Annotated in this window: 15 protein-coding genes; 11 read left to right on the top strand and 4 right to left on the bottom strand. The window is 36.2% G+C overall.

Annotated features, from left to right (window positions below):
* The first annotated feature begins 210 nt into the window (after window positions 1-210).
* The 8 genes from Q0218_RS04895 to Q0218_RS04930 all read left to right on the top strand — a co-directional run bounded on the left by Q0218_RS04895 (window position 211) and on the right by Q0218_RS04930 (window position 7,704).
* On the top strand, window positions 211-1,503 hold the full coding sequence (locus tag Q0218_RS04895; protein ID WP_297966923.1) for a tyrosine-type recombinase/integrase: 1,293 nt from the start codon (window positions 211-213) through the stop codon (window positions 1,501-1,503).
* 66 nt (window positions 1,504-1,569) lie between these two features.
* Window positions 1,570-3,078, top strand: a complete 1,509-nt coding sequence (locus Q0218_RS04900; protein ID WP_297966925.1) for a hypothetical protein — start codon at window positions 1,570-1,572, stop codon at window positions 3,076-3,078.
* 370 nt (window positions 3,079-3,448) lie between these two features.
* Entirely contained in the window at window positions 3,449-3,640 is a 192-nt protein-coding gene (locus Q0218_RS04905; protein WP_297966928.1) for a hypothetical protein, read from the top strand.
* Window positions 3,641-3,680: 40 nt separating this feature from the next.
* Complete coding sequence (locus Q0218_RS04910; protein ID WP_297966932.1) at window positions 3,681-4,739, top strand: hypothetical protein; 1,059 nt, start codon at window positions 3,681-3,683, stop codon at window positions 4,737-4,739.
* A gap of 86 nt (window positions 4,740-4,825) precedes the next feature.
* Complete coding sequence (locus Q0218_RS04915; protein ID WP_297966934.1) at window positions 4,826-5,638, top strand: hypothetical protein; 813 nt, start codon at window positions 4,826-4,828, stop codon at window positions 5,636-5,638.
* Between the two features lie 29 nt (window positions 5,639-5,667).
* Window positions 5,668-6,732, top strand: coding sequence for a DUF1566 domain-containing protein (locus Q0218_RS04920; RefSeq protein ID WP_297966937.1), 1,065 nt, complete (start codon window positions 5,668-5,670; stop codon window positions 6,730-6,732).
* Window positions 6,733-6,745: 13 nt separating this feature from the next.
* Window positions 6,746-7,258, top strand: a complete 513-nt coding sequence (locus tag Q0218_RS04925; RefSeq protein WP_297966940.1) for a DUF1566 domain-containing protein — start codon at window positions 6,746-6,748, stop codon at window positions 7,256-7,258.
* 32 nt (window positions 7,259-7,290) lie between these two features.
* A complete protein-coding gene (locus tag Q0218_RS04930) occupies window positions 7,291-7,704 on the top strand; it encodes a hypothetical protein (protein WP_297966944.1) in 414 nt (137 codons plus the stop codon).
* 365 nt (window positions 7,705-8,069) lie between these two features.
* On the opposite strand, the gene Q0218_RS04935 is transcribed toward Q0218_RS04930, so the two are convergent.
* The gene (locus tag Q0218_RS04935; RefSeq protein ID WP_297966946.1) at window positions 8,070-8,309 is read right to left on the bottom strand and encodes a hypothetical protein; all 240 of its coding nucleotides are present in this window, start codon (window positions 8,307-8,309) and stop codon (window positions 8,070-8,072) included.
* 131 nt (window positions 8,310-8,440) lie between these two features.
* Between Q0218_RS04935 and Q0218_RS04940 the strand changes: the two genes are divergently transcribed.
* From Q0218_RS04940 to Q0218_RS04950, 3 genes are all read left to right on the top strand, one after another.
* A complete protein-coding gene (locus Q0218_RS04940) occupies window positions 8,441-9,574 on the top strand; it encodes a hypothetical protein (RefSeq protein ID WP_297966949.1) in 1,134 nt (377 codons plus the stop codon).
* 113 nt (window positions 9,575-9,687) lie between these two features.
* The gene (locus Q0218_RS04945) at window positions 9,688-9,930 is read left to right on the top strand and encodes an AbrB/MazE/SpoVT family DNA-binding domain-containing protein (RefSeq protein ID WP_297966953.1); all 243 of its coding nucleotides are present in this window, start codon (window positions 9,688-9,690) and stop codon (window positions 9,928-9,930) included.
* Window positions 9,930-10,241, top strand: coding sequence for a type II toxin-antitoxin system PemK/MazF family toxin (locus Q0218_RS04950; protein ID WP_297967035.1), 312 nt, complete (start codon window positions 9,930-9,932; stop codon window positions 10,239-10,241). The genes Q0218_RS04945 and Q0218_RS04950 overlap by 1 nt, the downstream gene beginning before the upstream one ends.
* A gap of 63 nt (window positions 10,242-10,304) precedes the next feature.
* Here Q0218_RS04950 and Q0218_RS04955 read toward each other — a convergent pair whose 3' ends face one another.
* The 3 genes from Q0218_RS04955 to Q0218_RS04965 are packed head-to-tail and all read right to left on the bottom strand — an operon-like array spanning window position 10,305 to window position 12,825.
* The gene (locus Q0218_RS04955; RefSeq protein ID WP_297966955.1) at window positions 10,305-10,631 is read right to left on the bottom strand and encodes a hypothetical protein; all 327 of its coding nucleotides are present in this window, start codon (window positions 10,629-10,631) and stop codon (window positions 10,305-10,307) included.
* A 37-nt stretch (window positions 10,632-10,668) separates the two neighbouring features.
* Complete coding sequence (locus Q0218_RS04960; RefSeq protein WP_297966958.1) at window positions 10,669-12,240, bottom strand: type IV secretion system DNA-binding domain-containing protein; 1,572 nt, start codon at window positions 12,238-12,240, stop codon at window positions 10,669-10,671.
* 3 nt (window positions 12,241-12,243) lie between these two features.
* Window positions 12,244-12,825, bottom strand: coding sequence for an ATP-dependent Clp protease proteolytic subunit (locus Q0218_RS04965; protein ID WP_297966961.1), 582 nt, complete (start codon window positions 12,823-12,825; stop codon window positions 12,244-12,246).
* Window positions 12,826-12,903: the final 78 nt, after the last annotated feature.

The raw sequence follows: 12,903 nt of genomic DNA on the forward strand, positions 1-12,903 counted from the left end.
TAAGGGTGCAGCTTCTAACCGGGGCTCGAGGGTTCAAATCCCTCTCTGTCCGCCAGAATATGGCGTTTTTAAATATAAGATCCCCTAAAATACGTTATTTTTTTAAGGTATTGCATTTTAAAAATTGTCTGAAATTTAGGACAATTTTGAGTTGTTACATAGATTTGGTAGTCTTGTTACATACAGCCTTTGCTTCAAAAGGATCTATGTATGAGCTCTAAGCTAATAACTAAACTCAAAAATAGACCAAATTTTTACTACTACGACATAGCTTTAAAAGACCAAAAACGACTAACTGTAAAATATTGCTTATTTACAAATGATGAGTATCAAGCAATGATAATTGCCAATAAAATAAAATATGAAGCTGATAGAGCAGCTCTTAAAAAGCTAAACAGTAGGACAGTTAACTCAAAGCTTTCGACAAACTTTAAATCTCTTATAAAAAATAGATTAGCTGATAGTGTGAACAAAAAAATTACCATACAAGAAAACAAAGCATATCTAAGTACCGCTGAGTATAAAGGCATATTTCAAAGAGTGGTGGGTGAGTTTTATGGTGTATATAATACGAAAATATGTTGCACAGAAAAAGAAAATATAAAACAACCAAAAATAGAATTATCATTTAGTCAAATAGCTAATCAGTATGTTAAAACAGAATGCGAAAAGTCAAAATCAAGTAATAAAACCAAAGGTTACTATATAAAAACAGGTAAAATGTTAGATGAATTTTTTAAAAATTTAGAGTCAGATAAAATCACATATCAAGAGTGTGAAAAATTTCAACTTCATTTGATAAATGATAAAAATTTAAATAAAAAAACTATAAATAACTACACATGTTACGCGACTAGATTGTTTGATTATGCTTTGAAAATTAAAATGGTGCAAGAAAATCCATTTAAACTTTTGACACCTTTTAAGATTTCACGAGAAGATAAATCGCCAAGAGATAACTTTACGCATGATGAGTTAAGGAAAATATTGAGTACTGATAAAAGTGAATTGAGAAACTATATGCTATTTGCCTTACATACTGGATTAAGGCTTAGCGAGATTTGGAGTTTGGATTCAGGCAATGTAAGCGAACAAGATGGAATCAAGTTTGTAAAAGTGCAGACTATGAAACAAAAATGTGGAGCAATCAAATATAGAGAACTGCCAATACATAAAAACATAGAACTTCTAGCCGATTTAAAATGGCTAGAAGATATCAAACAAGGTAGAAACAACTGCGATTATTTTAGTAAGAGGCTTAATAAGCATATACATAAAATTTTGCCAAACTCAAATGTAAATTTTCATAGATTAAGAGCAAATTTCGCAAAGGCAGTCAAGGACTATGCTCTTGAAAATGGCTTTACTGATATAACATCGGTTCTGCTTGGACATGCAACGGATTTAGCTACTGATGTTTATGCAAAAGGTATTTCGCTAAAGGCAAAAATGAAAGCATTGGGTGGACTTGATATTTTTGGTGAGCTATCAAATCCTAAATAGCAATTTATCTTTATTTTAGAAAGCAGATATGTTAAAATATATCTAAAAATTTAAAAAGGATTATGAATGGATGAATATATTCAAAATTTGCTTGATGTAAAAGAATATAAAGACCTCAATAGAGAGGTTATTAAGAGTTATAATAGACTTAACAATGCAAACATTGAGGAAGATTTAAAATATTGCTACAAACAAATAGCTCGAACTACCAAAAAAAAGACGCAGCATCGATGGTTAAACATTGCAGGATCAATTATAAGTATTTATAGCGATGTGTTGCCAGATACATTAATTAACAAAGCAATAGCAATGTACGCAAAAATAGAAGGTATTGAGCTTCGTAAAAATACAGGAGAACTAGATGATATTGAGCCAAAACATATGGAAAAGCTTATAGCTCAGTACGAAAAATTTGACAAGAGCATAAAGGAGATTGAAAAAGTAAAGGGCGGATACTTGGTGAATGGTTATTTTGTTCCAGATAAAGTATTTCAAACAATAAAATCACATGTGTCAACTAATAAAAAATCGTCTGATTCCAATAGTCTAAATCTTAATGAATTGGTACTTGAGTACTTAAAACAAGAAGGTTCAAAGCTTAAATATTCTAAAAATACAATAGCAGAATATAAGTTAGCCGCAAAAAGACTGCAAGAGTTTTTGGATGATAAATGCGTGGATTTAACGTATATAGATTATGATCTAGCAAGAGAATTCCAAGAAAAAATAAAAGAGGAAACAAGTGAGGATAGATCAAATAATATAATAGGTTTTTTGTCATTTTTCTTTCGATTCCTTGTAAATACTGAAGTTATAAAAACTAACTATTTCTCAAAAGAACGCTTGAGTAGGTATCCTGTGGACAAAAAGGGTAGAAAGATAAATTTCACAATAGACCAGGTTAAAAAGATATTTTCAGGCGAATACAACATTGAACGTGAAATACTTGATTATTTTAGATTTAAGCTTCATACTGGAGTTAGAATGGAAGAATTTTATAGACTCACAAAGCATAGTTTTGTGACAATAGATAATAAAATTTGTATAGTTGTAGATACAGCAAAAGGCAAAGGTGGCATAAGTACACAAAGAGTACTTGTTGCACACAGTAGTATACACGATCTTTGTGATTATAAGTGGATTGAAAAAATTCAAAAAAGATACCAAGATAAAAAATCTTTTGAAAGAAAAGTAAATCGATCTATAGATAAAGTTGCTCCCGATAAAAGAGTTAGCGATCATCGTTTTAGGGGTCTTTATGCTTATATTCTTAACTCATACGATAAAGAAAAAGGTCTGAGCGCTAGTATACCAAATATAGGTGCTTATTTAGGACATGAAAACAATCGTAAAAAAATATTTAAAAAATCAGAAAATACGATACTAGTTGATAAAGTAATGGGCCATGTGCTCTTGCCTGAATTTGATATATATGCAAAAAATAGCGATTTAGATAGGCAAGAGGATGTCATAAGGGTATTTGATAATATATCGGATATATTTAAGTATAAAGATATAAAAAATTTACCGACTATAATGCATAAAAATTCAAAAATCAAGAAATCCGAAAAGTGATTAGTATAATTATTAAGAGTAGCATGAGTACTCAAATTTAATAAATGACCATACTGTCAAAGGTTGGCATCTTGCTCGCCTTAAAAAATTTAATAAATATGCTTTTTACTGTGTTTATAGGCTCTCATTTGTGAAATTTTCGTTTACGTGAAGGATTTTCATTGGAAACCCTTGATTTTTATTGAAATTTTAGTATGAGCCATATAAAAATATCATTACGCAAAGCCCTATTTTACGTGCTTATATCCAAATATAAAATAAAAATTTAGCATTTTTGCACAAAATCGAGAAATCCGAAAAGCAATTAGTATAATTATTTGTAAGAGCAATAAAAAATTGCTCAAATTTAATTAAAATAAGGAGGTCAAAAATGACTACATTCCAAGAAAGCAATGCTAGGGCAAAGCTAATTTGGCGCCTTACAAAGGCCTATGCAGACTATCATAGATACGTGTTGAAAGCAAAACAGCTCGGTATAGACGATAGCCTCGTAAAACGCATACAGGCAGAAGTTACTGAGGAATTAAACCCGGCCAAACCAAAGCCAAGCAAGGTTAATTAATGTGAGCGCCGTATGGCGCCACTTTTTAAGGAGAAAAATAATGAGAACATTTAGCGCAAACATGCAAAAAGTCACCTTGGCGGCGTTTTATCATGATATTAGGGATGGCGACATGATTCCTGTTTATGTGGACAAAAACTATACCAAAAATAACGAACTAAGCATTTCGAGTTCCGATCAGGCCATAGAAATTTTTCAAAATGAGATAAAGCAAATACAAGACGCTTATGTGTTACGATATGGAAAAGCTCCTAAAAAATTTCAAGCTAAACAATCTTTGCTTCAAGAACTTGTTTTAAGTATCGATAAAAACGTGACGATGGATCAGATAAAAAAGTGCGGCAAGTGGTTAAAGAAAAGCTACGGCTTTAAAATTTTGCTTCTTGCTATACATAAAGACGAGGGTGAAGACGTTGAAAACGGCAAAATAAACTATCATGCTCATATAATTTTGCTAAATTTAGATGAAAACTGCAAAAGCATTAGACGGAAGCTAAAAATTCGCGATATGAAAGCCATGCAAACAAAGATGGCTCAAATTTGCAATATGCCGCGTGGAAAGGACTACGCAAAAGATCTTGGAGGACCCGCAAAAAAGTATACCACTCATTTACCCGGCAGACATTTTGCAACCATTACAAATTCTATAAAAAATACTCAGCCCGGTAGCGCGCTAGAAGATATTGTCATGCGCTCTCAAATTTATCAAAATTTAGCAAAAGATTATACTAATTTGATCGATGTTTTTATGACCGTTAAAGAAATAGCTGAAGAAAATCAAATACTTTTGCAGGAAAAATTTGAAAGAAATCCTACCTTGCTTGAAGATGAGCTTGAGTTTCAAGAGTGCTCTTTATCTACCGATATAAAAGATATCGTGCTGTTCCTGAAGCAAGATCTACAGGAGTTAAAGCAAATTTGTAGAAGCAAAAATAGTCAGATCGCAGACTTAAACCAAGAAGTTAAAATAAAATCTAAACAAATAGACGATTTACAAAAACTACTGACAGGAAACCAAATAGACGAAAATAAAACTTTGGATGTAGAGCCTAGCGGCAAATTTTTAAAAGGAGAAACTCAAATTTCTATACAGCCGTAATGAGACCATATTTTTAAAGTCTTTATTATGCTATATGAATAAATAAATGGTATAATTATTCAAATTAAATCAGAAAGGCTTCAAAAATGAAAATTTTACATTTTTTGGTTATCGCTTCGGCTATTTTCTTTGCAGGATGCGCTGCTTCTAGTAGCGGTAGCACGATAAGAGATATAGGTCAAAACAAACTGATATTTCCGGAAATTCCAGAAAATATAAAGAAAAACTACTATAAAGTTAAAGAAATTAGATGTCAAACCGAAGGTGTTATCAAGGCTAGCTCTTACGATGATCAACAATACACTTTTAAAGGGAACGAGACTCCATACTGCTTAGCAGAGCTAAAAGAGGAGGCAATGATAGTCGATGTGGCATTCACGCTAAAAATTAACGCTATATCCGACGCCGCTCTTAAAGTAGGAGAACTAATAACCGCTCCATTGACTATACTAAGAAAAATGACCGATAAAGACCAAAGGGATCCATCCAGACCGCACGTTAGAGTGATAGGTTTTTACGGTAAAGGTAGCAATGATACAGAATTTATAGGCAAGGAGTACTCTTTTGCGCCCGGATATGAAACGGTAGGGTTTACAGAACCATTTGCCGATAAAATGGTTCATAGCGTACTATCTAAGCTTACTAGCGTATGGAGGCCTAAAAGCGATAGGGGCAGTGCGAAAAATATAAATTGGTCTCCAGATGAACTAAAAGTTACATATATCCCAAGAAGTAATTTTGCAAAAATGAGTATAGATTTTATGACTAAAAACAATGATGCTGAATCTAATGAGAAATTTTTACGAATGATGTTAAAAGCCGACCCTTCAATGCTTGATAAGATTAAACAAGCTCAAAACGTCAAGCTGCCGGCCGATAGCATAATATATTCAGAGTAGCGTGAATTAAATTTTCAAAGGAATATAGTATGAGGAAATTTATTATTTTGGCCGTTTGCGTTATTGCCCCTTGTTTTTTACATGCTAAATCGCAAATTTCCATAACGGCAAGGACGTATTTGGATCCAAAAATAGCATTTGACGAAGATGCTCTTAAAAAAACTATGGGAGTAGATCTTAGCATGGCCGTACTTAATAACTTAGGTAGCTTATTGTTTGGAGTCCCCGACAATACGCAAAGTATTACCGCTGCCGCCTTGACTATGGTGCCGAAAAAGGGAGGGATCATATTTGTGGACGGCAATCCGAAGGCTAGTACGTCAAGAAGCGATTCTCACGTCATAGTTTCCGCAGGTGCTCACAACATTAGAGTTTGCTACCCATATGACGACAACGGATACTACGAGGTTTGCGGAGAGGAGGATGTATATGTCGGGCATGATGCGTCTGCTAGCGTAATAGTCGATGCGAATAAGCTGTACATTACCAAAAAAGGGCAAAAAGCCAAAGAAGAAGCCGAGGCTAGGGAGGCAGAGGCGAGAAGACAAAGAGAAATAAGGGCAGCCGAAGAAAGAAGATTAGAGGAGATTAGACGAGCCGAGGTTCAAAGGCTTGAAGAATTAAGAATCGCCGAAGAAAAAAGGCAAAGAGAGCTTTGGGAGGCTAAAACAAAACGAGAGGGCGTAAATCAGGCTTTTGAATCTTATCAAGACGAATTTATAAGAGACAATAACTTGGGCGTAGTCGTAGATCCGCAAGCTAATCTCATGTGGCAAGATAGCGAAGCGACTGTAGCGCCTACTGCCTGGGGGAATGCTAAAAAATATTGCGATGACTTACAGCACGGCGGATTTTCGGATTGGAGGTTGCCTAGCATATCCGAGCTATCAAATATAATAGACGACGACAAATTTAATCCGGCCCTAAATAACGCGTTTAGATATTTTAGTAAAAATAATACTTGGTATTGGTCGGCTACGATGAATTCAAAAAATTCGTCCAGCGCTTGGTACGTAAATTTCCAAGACGGCGGAACGTATTGGGGCGATATGACGTCCGAAAATTCCGTGCGATGCGTAAGAAATATCAAATAGCGGGAGAATTAGGATGAAAAGAAAATTATTTTTAGCTTGCCTGACGGCTATGTTTTTTATCGGCGGTTGCGCTCAAAATAGCGCCGTTAAAAAACAAGCGCATTTGCAAGATACGAGCACATCAAAAAGCAAACATAAAAATTGCGGCAGAGACGATTCAACCGATATCGTAACGTGCAAAAAAGATATACTGGGCGTTTTAATGTGGCAAGATACGCCAAATACGCCTTTGATAGGCTGGCAACAAGCCAAAGACTACTGCAGAAATTTAAATCTTGCGGGATTTACCGACTGGAAGCTCCCAGCCAGAACGGAGCTAATGAGTATAATCGACTACGACGATAAAAACCGCGCATTAAACGGAGCATTTAAAAATTTCGATGCAAAAAATAGTAAATATTGGTCGGCGACCGTTAGGGCGGATAGTTTTTCGGTAGCGTGGAGCGTCTTGTTTGATAACGGCAACGCGCACTGGGATAAAGTCTCGAAAAATAATACCGTTCGTTGCGTAAGAGCGGCGAATTAGGGTTTACAAATCTATTTTATTAAGGAGAATTTATGAAAAAGTTGTTTTTAGTTTTTGTTTTTCTGGCAGGAGTACTGTCTGCGAAAGATGTGCCGCTACGCGTTAAATTTCAAACTTCCGATAAATATCCAAGCATAGAGATAACATCGCTATATGACGGTATAATTACGATAGACCATGCAAAAATAGTAGCCAATAAGGGAAGATGCAAGCCTATGGATACGTCAAAATTTCTCATGGACGTATTCAGTACTCTTGGTCCGGTACAAAACAAATACGGCATTGTCGTCGGTCCAAATAAGAAAATAGCTTCTCCAAGCGATAGTCCTGACACAAGCATATCGAAACTGGATTATGGAGAGAGCGCGAAGGTAACTTTTTCTAATTGCGATCAAATTTTGGAAGTAAAAATTCCAACCAACGTCGGAACTTTTACTTTTAAATAAAATCTTAAAATTTACGATCGGACTATCAAATCCGGTCGTAAACCTCTTATGAAAATAAGCCTCTTGCCCCTGCATATAATAACAACAACGCACAAACCACAAGCGCCATTGCGAAAAGAACCCTAAAATACCATTTGTAGAAGCTAACGAAATTTACGACGAAAAAGCCTATAGTGCAAGGTATCGTCATATCGACCTCTTGAATTTTCGTAAAATCCGTCATTAATAAGCTAAACAACGCAAGAGAAGCTACTATGAAACCTTTATGTATCTTCCCGAATTCCGCAAAATTAGAACTAAATAGAATATATGCGTGAAGATACGCGCCGACTATAAACGTTCCCGTTAAGTATCCTAGCGACAACTCAAAATAGTTTTTTGGTGATAGCATAAATGATAAGCCCGGGTATCAAAAATGCAAGCGGTTTTTCAAGTAATAAGAAAATCGCATCCAAAAAACTATTTGCCGCTTTTTTGACCTCCTTGCCGATTTGCGCGTCATAATAAGTTAATTTGCCGGATTCTCCACACTCGCGGCAATACACGTTTGTTCTAATAAAGCCGCTTCCGCGGCAATACTCGCAAGTCTTAGTTGTGGTTCCCATTAAAATCCTTCAAATTTAATTACGCCTTATTATACGCAAAGTATTCTTGTTAATATTTTAATTCATATAGCATTCGTAAGCCGATTTGTGATATCATTTTAAAAGAAAAAATCAAACCGAAAAGGATGTAAATGAAAAAGATAGCATTAGCCTTATCCCTTTGTTTTGCGGCTATTCAAGCAAGAGACGTCGATCCGGAAGTACTAGCCTTATGCAAGGCCGATAAACAAGAAGCGCATTGCCCCGGTAAATACGGCAAAGTCAAAGGCCAAAAACCGAAACAAGGCGTTCAAAAGGTATTTTCAAAAGACGATTCGAATTTAACCGTAGTCCTTACTTATTTTGACGGCAAGCCTAGTATCATAGACTTTGAGCAAGCTGACGGCGGCAAGATAGGCGAACACTCTTGGAGCCTGCTTGAAGGGAACGAAAAGATAAAATGTAAACAAACAGATATAGGATACTTTGAATGTGAAGATAGATATAGCGATATCAAAAACGAATATACGATTTGGCAGTTAAGCGATAAAAAAGTAGGCGTAAAGATTAGAGAAAGTAACGGCGAAAAATACGGTATCGTTTTAGATGAAATTTTTAGCGCGCCGATTTACGGCGTAGCTCTTTGGCAACACAGAACGCCTAGTTACTATGAATACCTGCGCGACTCGAAAAAGCCCGATTATAAAGAAGACGAAGGATATCGCAAAGACGGAGGCGCCTTTATATACTCCGAGCTAAAAGCGCAATATCCAAAAGTTCAAGATTTTAAAAAATACGTAAAATTAGCGGAGGAGTATTTTAAACAAGGGGACGTCGATTACTGTTCTTCTTGGGGCGATAGTAACGCTAGGGATATCTACTACGTTTATAAAGATATGGTAGTTGTGTCGTATGCCGATTTCTATAAAGGCTGCGGTAACGACTGGGCTTACCATGAATATGAAACCTATATAGGCGGTAAGTTATTTACGGCTAAGGATTTTTTAGCCGACAAACAAGGTCTTATAGAGCTTCTTAAAAAGCTAGCGAACGATGACCCGAAAAATTACGGATATGCAAAGTATGCTAAAAAAATCGATCCCGACGAAAAAGACATCTGGATAGCTAACGATAAGCTAATGATACAATACCTAGCCGTAGACGGGGCTTCGGTATCTCACTCGCAATACGGCGCGTATTTTACTTTTGATTACGACGTAGTCGAACCGTATCTAACAGAAAAGATAAAGCCGTATTTTAAGAAAGTTAAAAATAAGACCGAGTAAATATGATGAAATTTATCAAATTTAGTAGCTAGAAAGAGGTTAGATTTTAAAAACCGATTTTTTAATCCGATTTTAGAATAATTACTATATAATTACCTTGAAAGGATATAAAAATGACTGTAAATTTAATCCAGATAGGCAACTCTTGGGGCATAAGGATACCAAAAAAGATAGTCGAACAGTTTGAGTTAAAAACCATCTCGCTTGAAATTCTACAAGACGGCATATTTTTAAGACCGATAAAACCAAACGACATAAGCGACTGGGATACGCCGGAACTTAGAAAAACGGCAAAAAAAGAAAAGCAAGAAGCTTTTGAAGGTATTGATTTAAACGATAAAGAGTGGCGGTGGTAATGACTAGATACGAAATTTGGTTTATAAATTTAGATCCCACCGTGGGCGCAGAGATAAAAAAGACTAGACCTTGCGTTATTATTTCGCCGCCACAACTTGATTATTTGCAAACTAGGCTGATAGCGCCGATAACTAGCAAAGGTTTTAACGCGCCTTATAGGGTAGAATTTGAGCTGCTGGATAAAGACGCTAAAATTTTATGCGATCAAATAAGATGCGTTAGCACGGATAGGTTCGTCTCAAAAGCGGGCGAATTAAACGAAGATGCGCAAAAAGAGCTAAAAGAAATTTTGAGACTAATGTTTTGTTAATTCGTTAATTTTATCTAAACGAGCGGACGATATGATTTCGCCGCGCTCGCATAATGTTGAGAATCAAAAAAGCGACCAAATCGCCGTAAGTATTGCGCCAAAAATGCTACCGAATGCGAAATTTGCAAGATCTCTTCTTTTTTTGTCGTAAAGCAGTATATCCGCATCTTTTTTCGTTACGTTTAAGAAAAATATCGCATTAACCGCAGTAACCGTCATTTTCCCCATCAAAGCTATTCTTTTCCTACTGGTATCGTCTAGGTAAAGAGCTAGCTTTTTACCGTTCTCAAAGGCCTCGTCGGGAGCCTTTTGACATAGCTCCATATATTCGCTAAGCCCGCTTTCGATCTCTTTAATGTCTTTAAAGGGTATAGACGGAGAAAATTGCATATTCGGCAGTTCCGAGAAAAAGTTAAATTTGCCCATTTTACAACTCTATTTCTGTGCGCTTACGATAGGAATCGGTAGCTGCTATTTTTGTCACGGTTTTTGATGCGATTTTCGCCATCTCTTGAAAAGCTCGTTCCTCCTCGTCGCTTAGTTTGCCGTCGCATAAACTCTCGCCCTTACTGCCTATCTTTTTGCGGATAAATTTATTTTCAGCTTTAAATAGCCCCTCGTCGTATATCAAAATTTCATCATCGTCCAGCTCCTCGCCCGCAAACCTTTCTCCTATGCGGTTTATGCTTTGGTATTCTAGCTCGGCTTTTAGCGTATCAAGCTCGTTTAAAAACAAGGGCTTCCCTTTAAAAATTCGTCCGTTTTTTGAATACTCAAAGTCTTGAAGCTTGCTAAAATCGCAATACTTTCCATTTGCGTATTGGGGCTGGGAGTTACGGAAGAAAAATTGATTGGTTAAATTTCCCGCTAGCTCCTTAAATCTTTCATCGCTTTTAAGCGTACTTTTTAGTATGCTTTCGTTTTGAAAGGCAAGGATAAGCTCGACCCTCGCCTCTCTTATAACGTCCGCTCCAAGATCGGCGGCGCAGTTTATTACCCTTTGAGCTTCGTCTATAAATACGCTAACGGGAGTTTGTCTATTCGTGCGTTTACTTAAATTTAAAATCGCGCTACTAGTTATAAGCGACAATACGCTATTTTGCATGGCATTGGCGTTTATAACGACTATCTTGCCGCTGCCAGACAAACCGCTTACGCTTCCTTCGTCTTTATTTAGTAGATCGCTATCTAAAACGTCGTAAATTGCCGACAGCATAAATTCGTAATTACCGTATAGTCTTTGCTTTTGTTCATTATCGTCTCTTTTTTCGCCGTATTGTTTAAAATCGCCTAAAAAGCTTTTGACGGATTTTTGAGCATCTAGTAGCTTGCGTATGTCCTTTCGTAAAATTATGTCAAACTTATCTTTACCGAAATTATCTACCATTTGATAGGCGAGTTTTTCATGATCGCAAATTCTTTGCTCGTATTTTTTAAGCTCGTCGTAGAATTTTTTTAGATCGTCTAAGGTTTTAGTCTTGCCGGCCATACTTCTAAAACTAGGATTGATGTCTTTTATCGGTCCTTTAAAAATACGCGAAAATGCCTTACTTTCATCAAGCGCGTATATTTTTTTAAGTAGTCCCAGGCACTTAACCGAGACATTGGTCGCCATATGGGCCCAAAATTTCTCTTTATCGTTTCCGCCGAATTTCTCAAACAAAAACTCCTCTAAAATTTTATCGTTAGCCTCTTTTACTATATTTATTTTTATGCCCCAAGGCACGTTCATCATCACGACGTCTTCTAATCTACCGTGTTTTTGAGCTAGATATTTTAGCTTTAAATGCTCCGTGCCTTTGTAATCAAAAAATATAATTCCGTGTCCTTCTTTTATTCTGTCTTCAAGTAAAGGCAAGATTGCAGCCGTCGTCTTGCCGCTTCCGGTTTCGCCGGTTATCATAGCGTGCGTGAAATTTTTTTCAAGGCTTACGGCTTGGGTCGCTTGAGCAACGATTTTATTTTGCGTATTTTGGTTGATTATTGAAAATTTTGACATTTTTTATCCTTTTGCTTTTACGTTTTTTATTTTATTGGAGATCAAAATCTCGTCTGCTAGTTTATATTTTAAAGCCGTATTTGCATCTACATAGCAGTCTCTGTCGGTTAGCTTTTCTATTTTTTTAACGTCAAGAGCGCTACTATTTGCAATCATTTGATGAATGTTAGCTTTTGTTTTCAAAATTTGCGCGGATAAAAGCTCTATATCGCTAGCCTGACCGAACGCTCCGCCAAGAGGCTGATGTAACATAAGCTGGGAATTTGGCAGCATATATCTCCTGTCGCCGTTTATAAATATAAGCGCCGACATCGAGGCGGCAAGACCGACGCAGACCGTATTTACGGGAGCTTTTATGCTCTTTATTATATCGATTAGCCCAAGGCCGTCGCTTATGACGCCTCCCGGACCGTTTATATACATAGTTATCTCTTTACTCTCGTCCTCACCGTTTAGAAACAACAACTGCTCTTGCATATGTAAGCAAGTATTAGAGTTTATTTCGCCGTATAAAAAGAGATTTCTATCGGTTAGCAAGCTAGCCCTAATATCCACCATAGTTTGTTCTAAATCTTTTGTAGCCATTTTTTACCTTTTTGATTTATTTTTATGCGCATAAATTATGATGGAATTATGTCAAAAAAGGAGTAAGAGAATTTTCCA

It is taken from the genome of uncultured Campylobacter sp. (assembly GCF_938039245.1).
Classification (GTDB): domain Bacteria; phylum Campylobacterota; class Campylobacteria; order Campylobacterales; family Campylobacteraceae; genus Campylobacter_A.

What these genes read in the sequence shown, in the direction of transcription:
- Q0218_RS04900 (WP_297966925.1), top strand. Translation starts at nt 1,570, where the DNA reads ATGGATGAATATATTCAAAATTTGCTTGATGTAAAAGAATATAAAGAC.
- Q0218_RS04910 (WP_297966932.1), top strand. Translation starts at nt 3,681, where the DNA reads ATGAGAACATTTAGCGCAAACATGCAAAAAGTCACCTTGGCGGCGTTT.
- Q0218_RS04920 (WP_297966937.1), top strand. Translation starts at nt 5,668, where the DNA reads ATGAGGAAATTTATTATTTTGGCCGTTTGCGTTATTGCCCCTTGTTTT.
- Q0218_RS04950 (WP_297967035.1), top strand. Translation starts at nt 9,930, where the DNA reads ATGACTAGATACGAAATTTGGTTTATAAATTTAGATCCCACCGTGGGC.
- Q0218_RS04945 (WP_297966953.1), top strand. Translation starts at nt 9,688, where the DNA reads ATGACTGTAAATTTAATCCAGATAGGCAACTCTTGGGGCATAAGGATA.
- Q0218_RS04925 (WP_297966940.1), top strand. Translation starts at nt 6,746, where the DNA reads ATGAAAAGAAAATTATTTTTAGCTTGCCTGACGGCTATGTTTTTTATC.
- Q0218_RS04935 (WP_297966946.1), bottom strand. Translation starts at nt 8,309, where the DNA reads ATGGGAACCACAACTAAGACTTGCGAGTATTGCCGCGGAAGCGGCTTT.
- Q0218_RS04960 (WP_297966958.1), bottom strand. Translation starts at nt 12,240, where the DNA reads ATGTCAAAATTTTCAATAATCAACCAAAATACGCAAAATAAAATCGTT.
- Q0218_RS04930 (WP_297966944.1), top strand. Translation starts at nt 7,291, where the DNA reads ATGAAAAAGTTGTTTTTAGTTTTTGTTTTTCTGGCAGGAGTACTGTCT.
- Q0218_RS04955 (WP_297966955.1), bottom strand. Translation starts at nt 10,631, where the DNA reads ATGCAATTTTCTCCGTCTATACCCTTTAAAGACATTAAAGAGATCGAA.
- Q0218_RS04905 (WP_297966928.1), top strand. Translation starts at nt 3,449, where the DNA reads ATGACTACATTCCAAGAAAGCAATGCTAGGGCAAAGCTAATTTGGCGC.
- Q0218_RS04895 (WP_297966923.1), top strand. Translation starts at nt 211, where the DNA reads ATGAGCTCTAAGCTAATAACTAAACTCAAAAATAGACCAAATTTTTAC.
- Q0218_RS04965 (WP_297966961.1), bottom strand. Translation starts at nt 12,825, where the DNA reads ATGGCTACAAAAGATTTAGAACAAACTATGGTGGATATTAGGGCTAGC.
- Q0218_RS04915 (WP_297966934.1), top strand. Translation starts at nt 4,826, where the DNA reads ATGAAAATTTTACATTTTTTGGTTATCGCTTCGGCTATTTTCTTTGCA.
- Q0218_RS04940 (WP_297966949.1), top strand. Translation starts at nt 8,441, where the DNA reads ATGAAAAAGATAGCATTAGCCTTATCCCTTTGTTTTGCGGCTATTCAA.